The 22,541-nt window shown below is 36.3% G+C and carries 15 protein-coding genes and 1 tRNA gene; 9 read left to right on the top strand and 7 right to left on the bottom strand.

Features of this window, described 5'->3' with window-relative positions; genetic code table 11:
* The first annotated feature begins 88 nt into the window (after positions 1-88).
* On the top strand, positions 89-871 hold the full coding sequence (locus AAC601_RS08635; protein ID WP_303268768.1) for a hypothetical protein: 783 nt from the start codon (positions 89-91) through the stop codon (positions 869-871).
* Positions 872-911: 40 nt separating this feature from the next.
* Here AAC601_RS08635 and AAC601_RS08630 read toward each other — a convergent pair whose 3' ends face one another.
* The 4 genes from AAC601_RS08630 to AAC601_RS08615 all read right to left on the bottom strand — a co-directional run bounded on the left by AAC601_RS08630 (position 912) and on the right by AAC601_RS08615 (position 11,832).
* The gene (locus AAC601_RS08630; RefSeq protein WP_340153014.1) at positions 912-1,640 is read right to left on the bottom strand and encodes a hypothetical protein; all 729 of its coding nucleotides are present in this window, start codon (positions 1,638-1,640) and stop codon (positions 912-914) included.
* 22 nt (positions 1,641-1,662) lie between these two features.
* Complete coding sequence (locus tag AAC601_RS08625) at positions 1,663-2,853, bottom strand: caspase family protein (RefSeq protein WP_303268766.1); 1,191 nt, start codon at positions 2,851-2,853, stop codon at positions 1,663-1,665.
* Between the two features lie 3 nt (positions 2,854-2,856).
* Positions 2,857-10,974, bottom strand: a complete 8,118-nt coding sequence (locus AAC601_RS08620) for a kelch repeat-containing protein (protein ID WP_340153013.1) — start codon at positions 10,972-10,974, stop codon at positions 2,857-2,859.
* 366 nt (positions 10,975-11,340) lie between these two features.
* On the bottom strand, positions 11,341-11,832 hold the full coding sequence (locus AAC601_RS08615) for a CIA30 family protein (protein ID WP_340153012.1): 492 nt from the start codon (positions 11,830-11,832) through the stop codon (positions 11,341-11,343).
* 819 nt (positions 11,833-12,651) lie between these two features.
* Here AAC601_RS08615 and AAC601_RS08610 point away from each other — a divergent pair.
* The 5 genes from AAC601_RS08610 to AAC601_RS08590 all read left to right on the top strand — a co-directional run bounded on the left by AAC601_RS08610 (position 12,652) and on the right by AAC601_RS08590 (position 16,314).
* Complete coding sequence (locus AAC601_RS08610) at positions 12,652-13,419, top strand: AraC family transcriptional regulator (RefSeq protein WP_303268761.1); 768 nt, start codon at positions 12,652-12,654, stop codon at positions 13,417-13,419.
* 32 nt (positions 13,420-13,451) lie between these two features.
* A complete protein-coding gene (locus AAC601_RS08605; RefSeq protein ID WP_303268759.1) occupies positions 13,452-14,390 on the top strand; it encodes an MBL fold metallo-hydrolase in 939 nt (312 codons plus the stop codon).
* A gap of 74 nt (positions 14,391-14,464) precedes the next feature.
* Positions 14,465-15,037, top strand: coding sequence for a type 1 glutamine amidotransferase family protein (locus AAC601_RS08600; protein ID WP_303268758.1), 573 nt, complete (start codon positions 14,465-14,467; stop codon positions 15,035-15,037).
* 84 nt (positions 15,038-15,121) lie between these two features.
* Positions 15,122-15,403, top strand: coding sequence for a DUF1272 domain-containing protein (locus tag AAC601_RS08595; RefSeq protein WP_303268757.1), 282 nt, complete (start codon positions 15,122-15,124; stop codon positions 15,401-15,403).
* Between the two features lie 116 nt (positions 15,404-15,519).
* Positions 15,520-16,314: a PhzF family phenazine biosynthesis protein gene (locus tag AAC601_RS08590; protein WP_303268756.1), complete on the top strand. Its 795-nt coding sequence runs from the start codon at positions 15,520-15,522 to the stop codon at positions 16,312-16,314.
* Positions 16,315-16,609: 295 nt separating this feature from the next.
* Here AAC601_RS08590 and AAC601_RS08585 read toward each other — a convergent pair whose 3' ends face one another.
* From AAC601_RS08585 to sucC, 3 genes are all read right to left on the bottom strand, one after another.
* Positions 16,610-17,101, bottom strand: coding sequence for a CIA30 family protein (locus AAC601_RS08585; protein ID WP_303268755.1), 492 nt, complete (start codon positions 17,099-17,101; stop codon positions 16,610-16,612).
* Between the two features lie 225 nt (positions 17,102-17,326).
* A tRNA-Arg gene (locus AAC601_RS08580) sits at positions 17,327-17,400 on the bottom strand.
* A gap of 87 nt (positions 17,401-17,487) precedes the next feature.
* On the bottom strand, positions 17,488-18,699 hold the full coding sequence (gene sucC / locus AAC601_RS08575) for an ADP-forming succinate--CoA ligase subunit beta (protein WP_303268754.1): 1,212 nt from the start codon (positions 18,697-18,699) through the stop codon (positions 17,488-17,490).
* Positions 18,700-18,989: 290 nt separating this feature from the next.
* On the opposite strand from sucC, the gene AAC601_RS08570 reads away from it, so the two are divergent.
* The 3 genes from AAC601_RS08570 (at position 18,990) to AAC601_RS08560 (ending at position 22,305) form a co-directional block, all read left to right on the top strand.
* Entirely contained in the window at positions 18,990-19,649 is a 660-nt protein-coding gene (locus AAC601_RS08570; protein WP_303272107.1) for an ABC transporter ATP-binding protein, read from the top strand.
* Between the two features lie 286 nt (positions 19,650-19,935).
* Positions 19,936-20,913, top strand: a complete 978-nt coding sequence (locus AAC601_RS08565) for a PorP/SprF family type IX secretion system membrane protein (protein ID WP_303268752.1) — start codon at positions 19,936-19,938, stop codon at positions 20,911-20,913.
* Positions 20,914-21,105: 192 nt separating this feature from the next.
* Positions 21,106-22,305 carry an acetyl-CoA C-acyltransferase gene (locus tag AAC601_RS08560; protein WP_303272106.1) on the top strand — a complete coding sequence of 400 codons (1,200 nt, stop codon included), beginning with the start codon at positions 21,106-21,108 and terminating at the stop codon, positions 22,303-22,305.
* Positions 22,306-22,541: the final 236 nt, after the last annotated feature.

Here is a 22,541-nt window from a genome sequence, read left to right as displayed (position 1 = left end):
TTCAGAGGTTTTTAGGTAAATAAGTATCTAAACACTCTCCAGAGTCAACATTTTTTAGTTTAAGCAGTATAAGGCTATAAAACAGCTTATGAAAAAAATTATAGGAATCATTAATATTGTATCTGTAATCGCCATTGTTTATTGGAATTATTATGTAAGCACTGCGGCAATCAATGGCAATAAGATGGGCCAACTAAGTGATGAAATAAACAGTCTCTTTACTCCTGCTGGCTATGCTTTCTCCATCTGGAGCATTATATATTTAGGCCTATTGATAAATGCTATTTGGTACTTGATTCAAGCTTTCAAAAATAAGTATTCTGAAACATTGACTCAACAAGGGATTTGGCTGGCCCTTGCTAATATTGCTTCTGGATTTTGGTTATGGTATTGGTTAAACGAGCAGTTTTTACTGTCCGTAGTTTTCATGCTAGCGATTCTAATTGCCCTAATGATAGCGGTAATTCGCTTGGGAATGGAAAGATGGGATGCGCCAGCCAACATCATAGGTTTTGTCTGGTGGCCAATTTCTTTGTACAGCGGATGGATTACAGTGGCGACAGTAACTAATATCGCAGCATATCTTAAGACGGAAAATTTCAGTCTATTCTTTTCTGAAGAAGTTTGGACCATTATTATGATATTGGTCACTACCATCCTGTTTCTATATTTCTTATATAGACGATATATGCGTGAGTTTAATGCTGTGGCTGTTTGGGCATTAATTGCAATAGCAATTCGACATATGAATGATTTTAAATCAATAGCATATACTGCTATTTCTTGTGCAGTATTGATTACCATTTTATCCTTAATTCAAGGGTTCAAGTACCGGAAAGACAATCCTTTTGTTCCCAAATTTCTAAAATAGGAGATTGAAGCAGTTAGATGACTAAAGAGTTACAATCGAATTATCTACTGGGTAAAGGAGGATCACTAATAGGAGGTTCAGGTATCAGGAATTGAATGAGAAAACCAGCACCAACTCCTATTACGGCAGTGCTTACAAGTTGTAAACTTAAGGGAATTTTTCTCTTGATAATGAAATAATCAGTATAAACGACATCATCACGGTTTCTTTTATCGCTAATTCGGAACCTATAATTATCGCCTGGTTTAACTTTTACAGGTATTTGAATACTAGTATTTCCATTATTAGGCCTTTCTTCAAAAGAAACGATTAAATCTTCTCCTCTGTATAGTTCAAAATTCAAAATATTATCTCCTCTACCCCCTGACCAAATGACATCGTGCTCCTTACCTCTTTCGAATTCCCTCCCTTCTGTTATTCCATCAATAGTAATAAATGGAACATAGTAATTTCCTTTTAATTCAAGTGAAATGTCCCCCTCAAAGTCAGCTCCCAATTCATTTTTTGCATGCCAAATCAACTTTTTATTATTACCAACAGGTATATCTACTCCTACATCGCCACTCACCTGCTCCATCGGTTGAATAAAATTATCCTTGGAAATGTAAAGATTCACAGTATAACTGCGATCAATTCTTTCATCCAGAAGGTTGTACATCACTTCAATGTTTTCACCCTTCATTTGCACGTTCATGATCTGAATTTCCTGGGCATAGGAATAATAACCAAAAACCGTTCTTAAAAACAAAATGAGACATATATTTTTCAATTTCAAAATCATAATGAATTCATTAATTGGCCACAAATACAAAATCACTTCCATTTTCATCAGTTCCAAATTCACCAAACCTAGGAGTTGTGCTTAATCTCTCCATATACAATTTGATTTCATCCAAAATGAGAATTCTATCTTCCCCTCCATAAGTTTTTAATGCCTCTAAAAAGCTTTTAGCAAAAGGAGAATGTGATCCTCTAACGCCATCGGACACATATTCTTTTCCTCCAGAAGTCAGATATTTTCTTGTTCGCTTAGATAATTTCTTGACCAAATAGGCTTTGTCATCAATATCATCGTATAAGGCAGATCTTGAAGACGCTAAAACTGGATCAAAAGTACCTCCGAAACAAGCATCCATTGCTAAAAAGATGTGTTCACACGGAATGTTATTAATATTACTTCGGATTCTGTTGTGCGATATATAAGTATTTTTACTCACATCATTTATGATGGAATTTCTGGCCACCAAGAAGCCCTCTCCGAAAACTTCATCGTAAATGCCATGACCTGCGAAAAATATAAATAATTGATCTTGTGGTTTATATTTTCTTTGCGCGTATTCCCGCAATTTTGTCATTACCTGATCTTGGTTTGGATCCTTTACAATCTCGATTTCAAAGCCATACCTGTCTTCTAGTTCCTTTCCGATTGCCTCAGCATCGAATATTGGATTAACTAAATCATTCCAATTATCATATCTATTGGTAGCAAAAAGCAATGCATAGTCCTTTCGATCAATGGTGACAGCATCTCCTATGGCATCCAATCCTACCATTATGCTTCTATGCTCTTTTACGATGCCTCCTTCCTCATTTGTAGCAGTGAGTTCGATCCAGTTTTGACCTTTGATTACATTCATAGTCAAATCTATTTGTACATTAAAAGGATCATCAATTTCACCAGCCCTTGAACCAATTTTTCTTCCATTTTCTCCCAGACTGACATCAAGCATAACACTTTTTAAGGGAATACTAGAAGTTATAATTGCCTTTAATTGCACATAATTTTCCTGGGTATTGGTATATTCAACTTTTGGAAAAACCCAATCAATGGTCGGTAGTGAAGTATTAAGTTCAACACCTTTATAATCTATAACAATTTTATTGGTCTTATCTGTCACAATTTGAGCAGATGCCCAGATTGCCACCATGGAAAACATAATTGTTAGCCCAGATTTCAAGCTCTTAAAATTCATATTATCCATTCTCTATTTATTTAAAATTACTTTTCTGAATATCGTTTGCCCATTAGGACCACTTACTGCCAATTTATAAATCAGCATACCAGAACTTACATTTTCAAAATCCTCAAAATCTAGTTGAAAATTGTAAATACCTGCTTCATAAACCCCTTCTGCCAAAGTTGCTAACTTACTACCGTCAGCACTATAAAGTGAAAGCAAAATCTCATAATTCTCCATTGCCTCTGGTAACAATATATTCACATTGTTCATGCGGTTCGTTGGATTAGGATATGGATTTCCCATCAACATTTTAAACGGAAGTGGCAGCTCATTTTTATTTTCAGTGAGATGAATTGAGATTTGATGGTTATCCTTTATATCTAGGGAAATGCTGTTGATCTCATTCATATTGACCAGGACCCCATTCTCTTCATCAATTATCCATAGCTGCTTCACACTATTTTTAAATGCTTCATTATCCCAGCTTAGTTTTACGGTTCCTTTCAATTGATTGGAAGACAAATTAAATAGCCACCTCTCTATATTAGCGGAAGGTCTAATATCTTGCTGGAAATAAGGGTAAAAATAATCCTCATGACGAGTATACATCTCTGTGAATTCCACAAATCTAGGAACTTGCATCTTGTCTAAATGATCCTTTCCTAATAGAGCTTCTTCCGACATCCCGATGTTAGCTATGTTTTTCAATCCATTTGCAAACTCAATATTTATTGGACACTTCCATCGAGCTTGGTCAATATTACCAGAAAAATAATTCTCTTCATTCCCGGCTACTCTAAAGGAAGAAGATCCCCGTAAATTGATCACTAATTCCGTGTCAATATCAGACCAAACAAATGCACCTTCAAAAGCATTAATTAAAATATCTTCTTCGAACCCATTATCTTGAGGGTCGTAAGTTAAAGTCCTTGCAACGCTATTAAAAACTTGATTTGCAGAACGTACAACATCCCAATTTAAGGTGACATTATAGGGATTACCAATTTGGTTCCACCCTTCACGCAAAACCATATTAAAAGGAGATGCAATATTCACTTTTCCACTTCCAACTTTAATTTGGGTTTCCTCTTGGGATTTAAAATTTAGCCAATAGCCTTTGCCAAGTTCTATTCGATTAATACCAGCACCTGCGTCCACATAGTTAGTTCCATCATAATGCACCAATCGCCACTCGGTTTCATATTCCAGCTGACCAAGGCTGCTGAAAATAGTTTCTATTAAGTTATCGTCTAGAATATATGGAATTGAAAACATCTGCCAACGCGAACTTATGTTCAAAAGTGGAATTATGCTACTTTGTTCGTTACTAAAACTTCTGGAAATTAGATTTCTTGACCTCAAAATACTTGTAATACCATCTGTAATAAAAAGCTCAAATTCAAAGCCCAATTCATCAAGCATGAACTCTTGAACCGTAAACCTGTACTGCTGGTTACCTATGGTCGTCAAGAGAACACTATCTTGCCAATTATTGTCCAGTATCCCTTTGTATCGAATCAGGCAGCTTATTTGCCCCTGGCCTCCACCGAGTTGAATATCTATGGGAACTGATTCTTCTCCAGACCGAAAATCCTCTTGGAAATCAAAATTAGATAAAGCTAAGGTTTGAGAATTGGTGGAAACTATTACTTCAACTGCATTTGAAGGAGGTGAAACACCAGATGAATTTCCTGCTTTAACTCTGTATTTGTAAGAATTCCCTTCTACTAAGTTAGATACGCGACTTGGAATGGCCAAGTCAATAATCTGTTCGGTGTAGGTAAAAAAATCATCGTCTGTCACCTCCAAAATATAATAATCAGCACCAACTGATGGATCCCAATTAGCAGTAAAGGAAGTAGCAGCCACGGTTGAAGCATCTCTAGCGATCGGTTGCGCAGGAATGGTTCTAAAAACATATACATTAGAATAAGCTGAATTTCCAGAGCCATTTTGGGATTTTAATCGCACCTGGTATTGAAGGCCAGGACTTAACTCTTCAATGAGAAATTCATTATCATCTACTGCGATTCCTTGGTAATTATTAATATAAGTTTGAAATCCATTATTTGATACATCCAAAAGATATCGATTTGCTCCTTTTACATTTTCCCAGCTAATTAAAGCAGTATTTTGCTGTATCTCCAGAGCTGTCTCCAAAAATGGATTAGCAGGAATCGTGACAAATGAAGTATCACTATAATCGAATGGCGTTATTAGACCACTGCTTCCGTTTTCATTTGTAGATTGCAGTCTGGTGTAATAAGTGGTACCCGGTTCTAAGTCCTCTAAAATTTGAAAAGCCACTGCAACAGGAAAATTCTCAAATATTGCACTATCTGTCAAATATTCCGGACTAGTATTAACATCAATTAAATACGATTCCGCTCCGGAAGGATTACTCCAGCTTACAGAGGCTGAGTTTTGAGTGATATTATTGATAATATTAAAAGAAGGCGCTTTAGGAATGGTCTCTATTGCAACCACATTAGAATAATTTGAGCCTCCTGAACTATTAAAAGCCCTGACCCGAGCAAAATAGGTTGTACCTGCTTCAAGATTTCTTACTGTATCTGTACTTTGACTTTTGTCAATCGTTCTCGAAATTTCATCCTTGCCATAACCAGCTAAAAATAAGTTTTCATTTGAAAAGCTAAAGTCAAGAGAAAGTTGTAATTCGTAGCCATCAAAAATTTCAGGAATGACCTCCCAATTTAAAATCGCGTCATTTTGTGTAACTCCCGACAAATAATTAGTTGTGTTAAATATTGGAGCTTCAGGTCTAGTTAAAATCATTAAAGTATCGGAGGTCTCTGAAACTCCAGATGAATTCTCGGATAACAAAGTAACGAAATATTCGCTTCCAGGCACTAAATCATTTATTATGAATGTATTTACATCTTTTGAAATATCCACTCCATTGAAGGAAGTTACAAGATTTTCAAATTGCATATCTTCAGCTAAATATAGTATGTACTTGTCAAACACTCCAGTTCCAGGATTCCAAATTAGCTGAAAACTGCTCTGCGTTATTGAATTACGAATAGTAGTTTCATTTAAATCTGGAGCCGAGGGTTTAGTAAGAAAACTAACTACATCACTATAACGAGAGCTACCTGAACTATTATTGGCCTTAATCCTGCCATAGTAGTTGGTCCCAGAAGAAAGCCCCTCTATCAAAGTGCTATTTATGTCACTGTCAATTGATTTTGAAGCATATCCTGAAATCAAATCTGCCTCATCCGTGAATGTTGAGTCAGTAGAAATCTGCAAAATATATTCATCAATTTCGCCAGCTAATAAATCCCATACTAGTACAGCATCTCTCTGATTTAATTGTCCTTTGGTGATGGGTTTAAATGAAGGCTTAGCAGGCAAGGTTAATACTTGATTTTGATCTGTAAAGTCTGACTCTCCATTAGCATTTATTGCCTTAATTCTATAATAATATTTGGTGGCAGGATCTAAATCTCCTATAGAAATACTTCTATCAGTTATATTGAACTCAGAGATAATATCACTAAAGTCCTCTTCAAATGATAATTGAACTTGATAAGACGAGGCCCAAGCCTCATCAAAACTTATGCTGAACGAGTTAGATTGAATAGTATCGAGAGGATATAAATACGGTTTCCCTGGTACAAAAGTGATTTGCCAAAGGTCATTATATCCAAGCACAGTATTTGTCCTTCCCCCAAATAACCAAAAAGCATTATTATCATTTTTAAATCCCATGGCGCGTTCTCTGTTGCCAATAACGTTAGTCGGATCAACAATTCCTTTGGTTCCGTAGTTACTAAAATTATAGTGTGGGGCCAGAAGAACTAATTCGTCAAATGTTGCCTTACTACCTCCAAACCACGTCCATTCATTTGTTCTGACATCATATCTCCATAGGTCATTGAACCATTCGCTAACTGCAACTCCACCAAAAAGCCATAAATTACCAACATTATCTTTCCAATGCGTATAACCATACCTTGCTGGTGGATTATTATCGGGATTAGGAACACCTAAAGTACCATAATGACCAGTTGCATTGACGCTATTGGAACCTTTCATCCATATCCAATTTTTCGTTTCCGGATTATATTTCCATAAATCGTTAAGCAGCCCCAATTGTGAGGCTTTGTCTCTACCTTGTCCACCAAATACCCAGAAATTACCTTCATCATCAACCCAAGATCCCGTATATCTTCTTGACCCAATTTCATTTTGGTTGTTTTCCTCTCCTTGCACTCCATAAGACCCCGGAATATTTTGGCTGTTGCGGCCTGAAATCCATGTCCAAGTTTTAGCAGTCGGATTAAATTTCCACAAATCATTGTAGTATTCGAAGCTTTCATATCCACCAAATAGCCAGAAATTGCCCTGTTCATCTACCCAAGAAGTGGCACTGCTTCTTGCTCCTGGACTATTATTAATATTAGGAATACCTTTGGAACCATACTTCCCTTGTTCATTTGCTTGACTGCTACCACTTTCCCAAGTATAAATTTCCCCAATAGGATCATAGCTCCAAAGATCATTAAGCCAAACGATATCTCCTCCATCACCAGCAGCTGAAATTCCACCAAAAAACCATAGCTTGCCGTCATTGGCATACCAGGAATTACCATGCCATCGTGATCTGGGTTTGTTGGTTACTGCTCCTAGTCCTTTTGTTCCATATACTCCTTTTGTGCTATCTGCATCCACCGACCCACCATAATAAGTCCAAAAGTCATTATTGGAATCGTATTTCCACATATCATTCAGCATCCCTAATCCTGAATTAGCATTGGGACTGCCTCCATACAGCCAAAAATTCCCATCATTGTCAACCCATGTGTGACCTCCATTTCTTGCTTTTGGAAATAGTTTAGTTCCAGCTCCTAATTCACCAATCGAGCTTGTTACCCTTAGACCGGCAGTTTGATTAATTCCGTCTAACCATGTCCACTCTTTTGTTTCAATATTATAACTCCACAAATCATTATAAGTACCTGCTCTACCTTGAGTAAACTTATAGCCACCAAACATGATTAGCTGACCTTCATGATCAACAAATGTATTTCCATTATCACGAGCCCCCGGAATGTTTTCCGATGAAGGAATCCCTAATTCACCATAATTGCCAGTGTTTCCAGCAAAGTTAGGTCCACCCTCCCAAGTCCAAAAATTACTATTAAAATCAAAGGACCAAAAATCATTGAGTCGATCTAAAACTTGACCATTGACATCAACTCCCAATCCTCCAAAAACCCAAAGTTTATCATCTTGGTACCAAACTTGCGCACCTGACCGTGCGCCAGGTTGATTAGAGGGATCAGCCTCACCAAGGGCAGTATAAACGCCAGCTTCATCACCCTGATCTCCTCCAGAAACCCAAGTCCATTCACTATTTTGAGGATTATATTTCCATAAATCGTTTCGATTACTATTTTCACTAGATGTTTGACCGCCAAAAAGCCAAAAATTACCTTCTCCATCTTGAAAGGTGGAAAATAACTTCCTTGATTCGGGAATAAAGTTTTCATTTGATACCCCTTTTCCCCCGTGGTTACCTAAGGAATTAACTGTATCAGCTCCAGCCAACCAAGTCCAAATATTATCTCCAATGTCATAAAGCCATAAATCTCCCAAAAACCCAAGTTCACCATTTTTATCATAGCCTTCACCCCCGAAAATGAAGATGGAATCATTGGTAATCCAACCATTCGTGGCGAGTCTGGCCCCTGGCCGATTATTGACATTTGCTTCATTGAGATTACCATATATTCCACTTGCATTGTCATCTTCAATACCTGAAATAAAATCCCAAGTTGAGGTTTCAAAATTATATTTTCTTAAATCAGCAGTCATTACCTCACTGGCAAATTCATCTAGGCCTTTACCTCCAAACATCCATAAATTACCGTCATTATCAGAAATATAAAAACTTTGAGATTTGGAAATTTGGGCTTTTCCATCCTTTCCTGGCACCCAATTTGAGGTGCTATTAGGAATTAATCCACCAGATGAGAAATCTAAAAACGGAAAATTAAAATTTGTGAATCCAATTTTGGAAATAAAATTACCGCTTCCATCATTAATAATATCTGAGAAGTTATAGAAGCTTTCGTTTTCCAGAACCCCGTCAATATAAATTCGAATCCTTTCATTTATTCCGCTGATATCTTTTTCAATTGTAAATGCCACATGATGCCATTGGTTATCCGTAATATCATTGCCATTCTTCCTAACGCCATAAGGCCCTCCGACATTAAATACATCAACTGCCAGACCTCCACTTTGTATAAAAAAAGTGATCCCTCCTTCAAGCCAGAAACTTTCAGCCCCTGGTGGCGCCCACGAAAATAACGTTCCATCTTCCGCGGTTTTGAACCAGGTTTCAATAGTATAGTTATCCTTAAAAACTGCTAGGTTAGGAATTTCAATATTATCTTTTAAACCATCAAATTTTAAAACTCCTGTAGATTCAGCTGCAGCAGGTAAAGTACTTTGATTAAAATTGGAATTAATACCATCTAAATCAAATCCAATGATATTGCCATCGAAATTATTAGAAGTATTATCTAACACATGTGAAATTCCGCTGTTATCCCCCTCAGGAATTCCGTCATTAAAATCGAAATAGGCCATGAGCCCAGCACTTTCAGGATCTACATCTAATAAATTGTTGACAAGCTCTTGTTCTGTTCTTGCCACGTTCCAGACTCTTAATTGAGCTATTTCTCCCTTAAAATAGGGAGCATCTCTATTTGTAAAATTAACTAGCTTTCCATCGAAATCATTGATTGATTTGTCGGCCAAAGTATCGAAAGCAATAGTTTCCAAAACTTCCGTATAAGACACTGCAAATCCCCCTCCTCCAGGGCCACCTGTGGTAGAGGGATCTTCCGTGTATTGTGAGAATTCTACATCAAAGTATCTGTTCTCCTCTGGCAAAAAAAGTGAAATCGGATTATCCACAAAGCCCTCGGGACTATAGTACATATTTAAGTAAATCTCATAGAAGGTATCATAACTTTCTGGCTCAGCTTCTGCGGTAGTCCCTGTCGCCCACTCGGTCTTAAATGGTTGGTCAAAAGAATTGAAAACAGGAGTAGTAGCATAATTAAATAATGGATAGTCATTTTCCCTGGTAATCTTTACGTCAGGTGATAGCCTCCATTGGTTTTCCACTAAACTATTATCTACAGAATCTTCCCTCGAAAAATATTTGATTTCTGTATCTAGAATGATGGTTTCAGTATTATCGCCATTTGCAATACCTTGATTAAAATCAAAGTAAGCTGTTAATCTACTATCATTCGGTAAAACGGCAGTGTTCAATTCGTTTATTACTTCGCTTTCTGTCTTCGCGTAATTCCAAATTACTACATCATCAATTGAGCCTTTGAAATACGAAAACCGTTGACGACCAATCATGGTCGCCATCAATGTAGTATCAGTATCATCTATAAGCGCATCGAAATCATCTTCAAGGGAATTGATAAAATCTCCATTGATATAAAACTTAATCAATTCATTTGCACCATTTTCATTAATTTCCACAGACATGGAGATATTATTCCATTCGTTGGTTTCTATATTATTAGAAACAAAGTGTTGGACAAATCCGGGACGTTCAAAATATAAGGCATTATTAACCAAGAATAATCCGAAATTGGTGCTTACACCATCTGGATAGCAACAGCTAAAATTGTCTAGAGAAATAAGCCCTTGATAAGCATTATTGTCAACTCCTTTTCTAAATGTAACTTCCCATGTAAAATCACTTCTATACGGGATTAAGCCGTCTACTTGAACGTAATCATCTTTTCCGTCAAATCTAAGTGCATTGTCATTTTCTGCTATGCTATTAACTGCTATATTTCCACTGAGGTACTTCCAAACACCATTGTCTTGGTCATATTGCCAGAAATCGTTTAGGATTCCGTATTTCCCCTCGGATGAATATCCTTCCCCACCAAAAATATAATAATTTCCATCTTCATCCTGCCAAGATGCCGCAAACTGCCTTGGACCAACATAAGTCTTTTGTAAAGAACCAGAGGGATTCACAGTCGTATCTCCCCCAACCCATTTAAAATTAGGGGTTTGACTATAAACTTTAATGCTGAAAAGAATCAATAAAATTATAAGAAGTTTTTTCACTCTATTACTCAATTTTTGCAACCACCACAAACAGTAAACTGAACTGCTATTATATACTTTTCTGAATATCAGTAGCTTACAAAAACAATGTAGCAAAAAAACTTATCTCATGCTATTTTTAGGATATATTTTTTACTAAATATTAATATTTTAATATTAGTATCGGGATATTTCTGATTATCAACAGAATATATCAGAAACAGATGAGCGAGAGCAATAAAAATGATTCAATAGCTTTTTCCTGAAATTATGAAACGTGAGAACTAAAAATGAAGTAATACTTTGTCTAAAAAGGTTCTGCTATTATTACTAAAAACTATTAATTGTAGAAGTGCCTTAAAATTAAGGATAAAGAGGAAATTATTCTTACTGCAATTCAATCTTATCAATAATCAAGCGGAAGCTTTCTTTTTTCTTATTGCCAATCAAAAATACCAGCTGTTCAATCGAATCTCCAGAAAAATTGGGCATATCTAACTTTCGACCTCTAAATGACGGGGACATCTCGTGCAAAGGAATTGAAATTTCCTGCCATTCGCCAGAAGTGGGAAACTCATTAATGTAGGAATAATAATCGCTTTGACTTGCCTTAATTCTAAATTGATATTTTTTCCCATCTCCTTTTAATCTAAGCACTACTTTATTGTAGCCTTTTACACTCATCTTTTCAAACTCATATTGAACAGAGGAAAAACCTCCATTATTTTCCGTAGTTACATATCCAGTGAACACTCCATGACCATCCTTAGATAACTGAAAAGTTCCATTTGACATCCCTCCCATTACGGCATCATCCACTACACTCCAGGTATTTATATCTTTATTGGAATCGAAATCAAAGATTATGTTGGTATGCATTGTAAATAGGATTAAACTGATAAATATAAATTTGAACATTATGCATTATTTATATATTCTTACTAATGCGATGAAAACAACTAGGAAAGTGGATTTGTTTATATTACCTGCATGGCATCGGAGATTAGATGATTAAGCACTAAATAAAGCTAAATTTATTTTAAAAAATACTAAAATAATTTCTTATGAAATCAGAATGAATTGACACAAAAGACCTGAATATACCCAATGTCTGTTTTCTATCACAGAAAAAGATAATGAAAGAGAAGTTTAAACAGCAAAGAATCGAGAGAGGGTTTGACGAGAGTGAAACATGGGGCCTCGATCACACCATTGCTAGTTTTATCATTCCCCGATTGGAATGATATCAAGAAATAGCGAATAAGAGATTAGCAAGGGATAAAAAGCAAGTTGAAAATGATGATACTGTTTTAGAAGCTATGAAATTGATTGAAAGAGATGAAGGAATTCATGATTGGAAGAAAGAGGAAGAAGAAACAGTTGCAACAGGCCTAGCACTCTTTCCAAAAGTGTTTTTAAAGTTGTGGTGGTGACATGATTTAAAATTGTTTCATATATTCTACCTTAAAATATTGATTTCAATTTCAGACAGACGCTATTCAAATTCAGAAGAAAATTCAAAGGTACTACTAAGTGAAAATTTCCTTTAGCGGAGATCCAAAGATATGAATAGAATTTTTAGAAAAGTGAAAAAGTAATAGCTAAATTCATTAAGCATTTGAGTATTACATTTATAAATAGGAATAAGAGTCCTAGATCTATTCCCTAAACCAATTAGCTCAGGGAAATAAAAATACTATGAATCACTTTATAATATGGAAAGATATGAGGGTGTTTTACGGCAGCCACCCTCGAACTATCACAAATCACAGCCACCCTATAATTCAAGTTGTGGTAGCCGTGAGTGACAATTTTTTATCAAAGGATCATTTAGGTAAATGGGTAAATAAAAAGGGTCTATTAATTGCGCCGAATTTTCCTCATGAGTGTGACGCCAGCAATATTCCCATAATCAGCATCGAAATTGATCCCGAGTCCAGTCTGGGAGAATGGATATTGAATAATCAATTGAAAAAACATGCTATAATTGATATTTCTTTAACTACTCTTGATGCAATGGATATCAATACATTTTTAGAAAATCTTAATCATAAAAACTGGTCAGCAATTCGAACTATGATCCATGAGGCTTTCTATTTAACGGTAGACGAAAATGTTTCTCGAAAGGACGAACGGATCACCAATGTGGTAGAATATATTTCTGAAAATATTCATCAAAATCTAAATACAGAAAGCTTGATGGAAGTAGCTCACCTCAGTGAAAGTAGATTGCTACACCTTTTCAAAGAAGTGATGGGCTTGCCGATTCGTAATTACATTTTATGGCACAGACTTCAAATCGTAATTGAAATGGTTATGCAGGGAGAACCCCTCACTGCTGCATCTTACCAAGCTGGGTTTGCCGACCAAGCCCATATGACAAGAACTTTTACTAAAATGATAGGGATTCCTCCGTCCCTACTAACTAAGAATAGCAAATTCGTTCAAGTTTCCATTCCCCACTAGCAATAGCTTTGTAAAAAAGAAAATACAAAGTTATGAGTAAGACAAACAGAATATCATTAATTGTGCTAATCGTATCGGTAGTAGTTATTGCTATCAATCTAGTGTTTATTTTGAACAGTGGAGAAAACCCGAGTAGAAAAAATTATAAGCTTCCTGCCACCGAGTTATCCGAGAAAGCCTGGGGAGAAATATTAGCTAATAATTCAGCCATCGATCAATTTAAAGTACTTAAAACAGGGTCTGTTAAAGTCCCTCGCAGTGGGATGTTAAATACTGATAAATTAGACGATAAAAGTAAATTAAAAGAGTTTTTATGGGTAGATGTATTTGTTTTCATGTTCCATCATCAAGATAGAGGCTGGTACATTATTGATACGGGACTAGATAGTTCCTTCCAAAAGGATGGTAATATTAACGGATTTTTGGCCTCTAATTATATTATCGAGTCAAAACAGACTTCAGGTCAGAATATTGGCGCACAATTACAAAGAGAAAACAAAGAGATCAAAGGAATATTCTTTACGCATTTACATGGAGATCATACTGCTGGAATGCCCGAGATTGATCGTTCTATACCTAAATACATTGGAAAAGGAGATAAATACCTCGATTTACCTTTTTTATATAGCTCCAACCATCTAACTTCTAAATCAATACTTTACGAAATGGATTGGGCGGAAGGATTCAGCAAAAAACCTTTTGATTATGTAATGGATATATTTGGTGATGGATCAATATTAGCAATTCATACACCTGGTCACTCTAAAGGTCATCTGTCGTATTTATTAAATACCACAGAAGGTTCCATACTTTTAACCGGTGACGCCAGTCATACTAAGTACGGCTTTAAAAACAATATAGAACCAGGATGGGTGGATGATCAAAAAGCTGCAGTAAACAGCTTAAATCAGTTAAGAAGTTTTCATGAAATGTTCCCTCAGGTCGAAATCATCTATGGCCATGAGCGCTAATCTAAATCAGTGTAGGATTAAAAATAAGCATTTAACAAATTGGCAGTACTTTATGAAATAAAATAGATCAAGAAATGAAAAAAGCATATATATTTTTATTTGACGGGTATTCAGATTGGGAGATTGCATTTTTAACTCCTGAGTTAAAGAAAAGCAAGGATTGGGATTTAGTTTACTTTTCTCAGTCCGGTAGCATGGTATCTTCTGCAGGGGGGCTTCAAATACAACCCAGCATTTCGCTAGAAAATCTAATTATTGAAGACATTGACCTATTAGTGCTACCCGGAGGTGATGCTTGGGAAAAGGGATCTAATAATGCTCTGGAAGCAATGCTAGTAGAGCTAATCGAGGCTGAAAAGCCTATTGCTGCAATATGTGGGGCGACTACTTTCCTTGGTCAATTGGGCATATTAAATGGTATAAAACATACCAGCAATGATCTTTACTATCTGAAATCAAGTGCCCCAAAATACAAGGGAGATGAAAATTATCAAAATACACTTTCAGTTACTGATGACAATATAATTACAGCCAATGGCATCGCTCCGATTGAGTTTTCAAAACATGTTTTTGAGTTTATTGAACTTTATGAAAGCAGTATTGAAAAGTGGTTTCAATTGTTTAAAAATGGGATTTGGAGTGAATAGAATAGTAAGAACTGAGACAAAGAGCTCATAAATTTTCCAACTGAAAGCACGAACCAATATGTTGGTCAACCTAAAAAATAACTTATGTTAGAAATAAGATTGAATTGTGAAAATTGTAACAAACAACTTTCAAACGATAGTAGCGAGGCAATGATATGTACCTATGAATGTACATTCTGTAAAGATTGTGTCGAAAATGTTCTGCAGAATGTCTGTCCTAATTGTGGCGGAGGTTTTGAAAAGCGGCCTACAAGACCAAAAGAGATGCTTAAAAAGCATCCCGCTAGGGATAGCAAAATCTATAAACCTGTAATAGAAAATAAATATCTAGAACTATACGTGGATATTAATCCAAGAGAAAGATAATGGAATGAGATTCCTTTGCCAAAACTTGCTCAATAACTTAGGCAAAGTAATTCAAGCAGTGTGGGGAAAGAAACAAATAATTGTATGTATAATCACCTATTAAAAACAGGTAAATAATGAAAATTCCGATTTATCAGATTGATGCTTTTACTGATCAATTATTTGGGGGGAATCCAGCTGCTGTTTGTCCGCTGGAGAATTGGCTAAATGATAAGGTACTCCAACAAATAGCTATCGAGAATAATCAAGCTGAAACAGCATTCTTTGTAAAGATTAAGTCAGGCCAATACCAATTAAGATGGTTTACACCTGAATTCGAAATGGACTTGTGCGGGCATGCCACCTTAGCATCAGCTTTTGTAATCATGAACCATATTGAAACAGCTCTGGATTCCATAACCTTTGAAACCCAAAGCGGCACCTTGAAGGTTCAAAGAACAGGAAAGTTTTACGAATTAGATTTTCCATCTAGGCCAGCAGCACCGTCTTCTCTTCCTACTATCATTTCAGATTCTTTAAACATACAACCTAAGGAGGTATGGAAAGCACGTGATTATTTATTATTATACGATAGTGAAGAAGAAATACGTAACCTAAAACCCAATCAGCAGCTATTAAACCAAATCAATATTGATCCCGGAGGAATAATTGTAACTGCTAGAGCTGATCGCAGTGAAGTAGACTTTGTTTCTCGTCTTTTTGTACCTCAAGCCACTATCTTTGAAGATCCTGTCACGGGTTCGGCTCATTGCACGCTTGTTCCTTTCTGGGCAGAAAAATTAAATAAAACTCATTTTAGTGCCCATCAAATTTCAGAAAGAGAGGGCCAATTAATTTGTGAATTACAAAACGATAGAGTCTTGATCAAAGGAAAAGCAATTCAATATATGGAGGGAGTAATTGAATTATAAAGCAAGCAAGTCTCGATTATATTAAACATAACTTCATTAAAGATATGGACCAGTTCCCAGGTAATGCTTCATCAGCAAGAATGAGCAGTCCTTCTTGGTGCATCATAAAATCCAAATTGCCGTTGTCCAGGTGCAAGGCGCCAAGATAATCGTTTTTGTTGGGGATTTCTATAGGAAAGGAAAGGTTTTGGCCTTATGGAGACCCTAAGACCAGAGTGGGTTTAGGGATGAATTCTTTGATTATTGGGTTGATCCTAGGGATAATGTAGAACCAAAAGATTTAATTCTATTGCTTTTACTTCAACTCAATCTTATCAATGATTAAGCGGAAACTCTCCTTTTTCTTATTCCCAATTAAAAAGGCGACTTCTTCAATTGAGTTCCTAGAGAAATTAGACATATTCAGTTTCCTACCTCTAAAAGAAGGGTAAAAATCACTGAGAGGGATTGATATTTCTTCCCATTCACCTGTGGTAGAGAATTCCCTAATGTAGGAATAGTAATCGCTTCTACTAGCTTTTATTCTAAACTGGTAATCTTTTCCATCACCTTTCAATTTTATCACCACATTTTCATAGCCTTCCACACTCATCTTTTCAAACTCATATCGAACAGAGGAAAAACCTCCATTATTTTCCGTAGTTACATATCCAGTGAACACTCCATGACCATCCTTAGATAACTGAAAAGTTCCATTTGACATCCCTCCCATTACGGCATCATCCACTACACTCCAGGTATTTATATCTTTATTGGAATCGAAATCAAAGATTATGTTGGTATGCATTGTAAATAGGATTAAACTGATAAATATAAATTTGAACATTATGCATTATTTATATATTCTTACTAATGCGATGAAAACAACTAGGAAAGTGGATTTGTTTATATTACCTGCATGGCATCGGAGATTAGATGATTAAGCACTAAATGAAGCTTAATTTATTTTAAAAAATACTAAAATAAAAAAGTCTCTCAAAAATTAATTTGAGAGACTTTACTTATGAAATAGTACACCCGAAGGGAGTCGAACCCCCAACCCTCGGAGCCGAAATCCGATACTCTATCCAGTTGAGCTACGGGTGCATTTCTAATTAAGAATTAGTGAATTACGAATTACGAATTTTAGTATTGCCATTCGTAATTCGTAATTATTCAATTCATAATTCGTAATTAAGCTAGAGCTTCTTTTACTCTTTCTGCTGCATCTTTCAATACAATGGCAGAAGTAACTTTCAAACCTGACTCTTCTATGATTTTTGCGCCTTCTTCTGCATTTGTTCCTTGTAAACGCACTATGATTGGCACTTTAATGTCTCCTATGTTTTTATAAGCTTCTACCACGCCTTTAGCCACTCTATCGCAACGAACGATACCGCCAAAGATGTTGATCAAGATAGCTTCAACTTTAGGGTCTTTCAAGATGATTCTAAAACCTGCTTCAACAGTTTGCGCATTTGCGCTTCCCCCTACATCCAAGAAGTTAGCAGGATCACCACCTGATAGTTTAATGATATCCATAGTGGCCATTGCAAGTCCGGCACCATTTACCATACAACCCACATTACCATCTAATTTTACATAATTCAAGCCTGATTCAGCCGCTTCAACTTCAGCCGGATCTTCTTCTGACTTATCACGCATTTCCGCAAGATCCTTATGTCTGAACAATGCAGAATCATCCAAATTCACTTTTGCATCAACTGCTAAAATTTTATTATCAGAAGTTTTAAGGACTGGATTGATTTCAAACATCGATGAATCAGTTGCATCATAAGCATTGTATAGTGAATGAATGAATTTCACCATATTTTTGAAAGCATCCCCTTCCAAGCCTAACTTAAAAGCAACTTTTCTTGCCTGAAATCCTTGTAAACCAACTCTAGGGTCGATCCACTCTTTAATAATCTTCTCTGGTGTATTTTCTGCAACATCTTCAATATCAACTCCACCTTCTGTAGATGCCATGATTACATTACATCCTTTGGCTCTGTCTAGTAATATACCAACATAATATTCCTTTGGCTCATTTTCACCAGGATAATAAACATCCTGAGCTATCAATAATTTATTGACAACTTTTCCTTCTTCACCAGTCTGATGAGTTACCAATGTACCACCTAAGATAGCCTTAGATTTTGGGGCAACATCTTCTAAGCTTTTGGCCAATACAACACCATTTGAGTCTGTTTCTTTCACTTTTCCTTTTCCTCTTCCTCCTGCATGGATTTGTGCTTTTAGCACATACCACTCAGTACCAGTCTCTTGATTGAGCTTTTTGGCAGCTTCAGTAGCTTCTTCCGGTGTATCGGCAACAATTCCTTTCTGAATGGTTACTCCGTACTTTTCAAGTATTCCTTTAGCTTGATATTCGTGTATGTTCATTCTTGGATAATTTTTGTGCGAATGTACGGCATTAAATATTATTATTCAACCAGAATTGGCAATATTCAAGTGAAAAAGTGTTGATGTATTGAGGTGGGCAAGGGTTGGGGTTTTTAGGCGGATTAGTTTTTAGGTGAGCAGCTTTGCAGGTTTGCAGCTTTTCAAGTTGGTTTTGTACAACAAGATTTAAAATAGGATGCTGATGATTGAATTTTTTTTATTTTCATATTCCAGATAATTCAACTTTCATATTTCAAATTTCTTGTTTTCATTATCTTTGAGCCATGAGTATATTGAGAGCTGAAAATATTCAAAAGCATTACGGAGACTTAAAAGTCTTAGACGGTATTGATTTCAAGCTAGATGCAGCAAAAATTAATGCTATCGTGGGGCCCAGTGGTGCTGGAAAAAGTACCTTATTACATATTTTAGGAACTTTAGATCAGGCCGACAGTGGCGAACTTTTTTTCAATGATCATGATATTAGTAAGCTTTCCGGAAGTAAATTATCCAATTTCCGTAATAGCTCCATTGGTTTTATTTTTCAGTTCCATAATCTTTTGCCTGAATTTACCGCTGAAGAGAACATTTTAATCCCCGCCTATATTTCCAAAATAGATGAGAAATCTTCGATAGCTAGAGCTAAAGAATTGATGAAAATTCTTGGTATCGATAAAAGAGCAGATCATAAACCAGGTCAGCTTAGTGGTGGTGAACAACAAAGAGTGGCGGTTGCGAGGGCCTTAATGAATAATCCGTCTATCGTATTTGCAGATGAGCCAAGTGGCAATCTAGACTCTAAAAATGCTGAAGAGCTTCATTCACTATTCCTGAAATTACGCGATGAATTTGGGCAGGCGTTTGTAATCGTTACGCATAACAAAGACCTTGCTGCTATTTCGGATGAACGACATCAAATGAAGGATGGTAAGTTAAGTAGATTGCTTTAAGTTTACCATTTGATTAGGTCATTAATGCCCTAATTACCTTTTTCAAGAGAACATACTAAAGTCGAGAGAAAAAACAAATCAAATATGGTAGCTGATTAATAATGCTTCCTTATCACTCCTAAGAAAGACTATTTTACATAAATTCTAGAATTGTCATTTTACATTCAGATTTCAGGTTTCTTTTCTCCCCTAAGTATTTCCCCTAATTATTATTTCCGTTTTCTGCCGATTTATAGGATGATACTGTCCCGCATATTTGTAATATCATTCATCAAAATAAATCAAAATGAAAAAGGTATTCATCATTCCGACCATTTTAGCATTCTTGTTAGGATTCAAAATGAATTCAAAAGCCCAAGACGTTTATTTCTCACAGTTTTACGCCAACCCTATTTATTTGAATAGTGCCTTGGCAGGTTCCGAAGGAAATCCCAGATTAACTTTAGCCCACAGACAACAATGGAGCAACTTGCAGGCTTATAACGCCTCTTATTTTTCATTTGATACGCCTTTGGGCAAACAATCGGGTCTAGCCATACATGCACTTAACGACCAGCAAATGGACGGGGTCATCAAAAATAATGCAATAGGTACTACCTTATCCCACAGAATAGAATTAAATAATAGAGCTGTAATCGGTAGTGGTATTTCCTTAAACTATTTTCAAAAATCATTTGACTGGAGCGGCCTAACTTTTGAAGATCAACTTAGCGCAGGTAGCAGTGACCGCTACCCAACAGCCGAACGATTTGGTCAGTCCAGAACCAATATGGTGGATATTGGTGTAGGTTTTGTATATGCAACAGACAAGTTAGTGGCAGGATTAAATATTTCTCATATCAACACTCCTCAAGAAAGATTTAATCCAGAATCAGATGCTATTTTACCGAGAAGATATTCTGCTCATATCGCTTATAGATTTCAAAAGTATTCTTACAGCAAAAAAGCTTATTCCCTCACGCCATCTATTGTTTACGAAAACCAAGCGGCTATGGAATATTTAAATGTAGGTGGCTATTGGAGTAACAACTTCCTGACATTAGGAACATGGTACAGACTGAAGCAGGCAATGGTTTTTACCATTGGTTTTTCCTATCAACAATTCAATTTAGGATATAGCTACGACCACAGCTTACAAAATGCACAAATTAATTACGGGGCCACCAACGAATTCACAATGTCTTACCGATTTCAATGGAAAGGAAAAGACCCAAGCAAACAATATAGAGGGAAATGTCCTGATTTATATAAAAGCTTAAGATAAAACTAAAAATATTTGGGGAGTGATGACCCTAAATGATGGATGATGATGAATTGGGCAGATTGTGCAAGCAGTCTGCCCTTTCTATTTGACTAGATTTATAATTAAAAGTGTCAACAAGAATAACATTTTCACTTCTCATTTTTAGCTTGAAATTAAAAAGCTTAATTTCGCTTTTATAAATTTATGGAAATGATCAACACAGCATACATTGTAGATATAGCCCGAACTCCGGTTGGCAAATTCGGAGGCACTTTAAGTAGTATAAGACCAGACGATTTGGCTGCACACATCATAAAAAGCCTACTGGAAAGACAAGCTAATTTTGACAAATCATTACTGGAGGATGTCATTTTTGGCGCTGCCAATCAAGCAGGGGAAGACAACAGGAACGTGGCGAGAATGGCTGGATTAATGGCTGGTTTACCCTTAGAAGTTGGCGGGATAACTGTCAATAGATTATGCGCTTCGGGTTTGCAGTCCATTATGGACGCCAGTAGGGCCACCATGTTAGGCGATGGTGATGCATTTATAGCCGGTGGGGTTGAAAGCATGACTCGCGCTCCTTTTGTAATGGCAAAAGCAGAAACAGCTTATTCCAGAGTCCAGGAAGTTTACGACACCACTATTGGATGGAGATTTATAAATCCCAAGTTAGCAGAAATTCATTATCCTTTTGCAATGGGTGAAACGGCAGAAAACGTTGCAGAAAAATGGAAGATTAGCAGAGATGCACAGGATGAATTTGCACATAATTCCCAGCTTAAGTATGATGCCGCACACAAAGCAGGAAAATTCGATAATGAAATAGTTCCAGTGTCTATTCCTCAAAGAAAAACAGATGATATATTATTCGATAAAGATGAGCACCCAAGGCTCTCTTCTGTTGAAAAATTAGCTTCATTAAAACCTGCTTTCAAAAAGGACGGCTCTGTTACCGCAGGAAATGCTAGTGGCGTAAATGATGGTTCGGCCGCCAGCCTAATCGTAAATGAGGAAACATTAAAAAAATTCAATTTAAAACCAATAGCGAGGGTTGTGAGCATGGCAATCGCAGGAGTAAGTCCTGATACCATGGGAATAGGGCCAGTGCCAGCTACCCAAAAAGCATTGAAAAGGGCCGGACTTAGGGTATCGGATATTGATCTGATTGAATTGAACGAAGCATTTGCTTCTCAATCTATTGCCTGCATACAAGATTTGGATTTAAATCCAAATATCATAAATGTCAATGGTGGTTCTATTGCAATAGGTCATCCTTTGGGTGCTAGCGGAACTAGAATTTCAGCTACACTTTTACATGAAATGCAAAAAAGAGGTGATGTTAAATACGGATTGGCGACTATGTGCGTAGGAGTAGGCCAGGGCGCAGCTATTATATACGAAAAACTTTAAAGAAAATGGATTTAGAGAGAGTAAAACGATTTTCATCATTTATCTATTGGATCCCAGCGGTAATAATCATAATGGGCAAACTTCCAATTCCTGAAATGGCATTTATTGCATTGCCACTCCCCTATTATGCAGTATTCTATTTTCTATATACTAAAACAGAAAAATCACAAAGAAATAGAATTGAATTTGCCCGTTTGATACTGGTCACAATTTCACATTTTGTATTATATTATATG

Source organism: uncultured Marivirga sp., assembly GCF_963974845.1.
GTDB lineage: Bacteria > Bacteroidota > Bacteroidia > Cytophagales > Cyclobacteriaceae > Marivirga > Marivirga harenae.
The sequence above is the reverse complement of the archived record's forward strand: the minus strand, read 5'-3'. Positions and strand labels throughout refer to the sequence as shown.

Bases quoted from the DNA above. Each gene is read 5' to 3' on its own strand.
- AAC601_RS08625 (WP_303268766.1), bottom strand. From the start codon at position 2,853: ATGGATAATATGAATTTTAAGAGCTTGAAATCTGGGCTAACAATTATG.
- AAC601_RS08610 (WP_303268761.1), top strand. From the start codon at position 12,652: ATGAATCACTTTATAATATGGAAAGATATGAGGGTGTTTTACGGCAGC.
- sucC (WP_303268754.1), bottom strand. From the start codon at position 18,699: ATGAACATACACGAATATCAAGCTAAAGGAATACTTGAAAAGTACGGA.
- AAC601_RS08595 (WP_303268757.1), top strand. From the start codon at position 15,122: ATGTTAGAAATAAGATTGAATTGTGAAAATTGTAACAAACAACTTTCA.
- AAC601_RS08605 (WP_303268759.1), top strand. From the start codon at position 13,452: ATGAGTAAGACAAACAGAATATCATTAATTGTGCTAATCGTATCGGTA.
- AAC601_RS08585 (WP_303268755.1), bottom strand. From the start codon at position 17,101: ATGCATACCAACATAATCTTTGATTTCGATTCCAATAAAGATATAAAT.
- AAC601_RS08615 (WP_340153012.1), bottom strand. From the start codon at position 11,832: ATGCATACCAACATAATCTTTGATTTCGATTCCAATAAAGATATAAAT.
- AAC601_RS08565 (WP_303268752.1), top strand. From the start codon at position 19,936: ATGAAAAAGGTATTCATCATTCCGACCATTTTAGCATTCTTGTTAGGA.
- AAC601_RS08590 (WP_303268756.1), top strand. From the start codon at position 15,520: ATGAAAATTCCGATTTATCAGATTGATGCTTTTACTGATCAATTATTT.
- AAC601_RS08600 (WP_303268758.1), top strand. From the start codon at position 14,465: ATGAAAAAAGCATATATATTTTTATTTGACGGGTATTCAGATTGGGAG.
- AAC601_RS08635 (WP_303268768.1), top strand. From the start codon at position 89: ATGAAAAAAATTATAGGAATCATTAATATTGTATCTGTAATCGCCATT.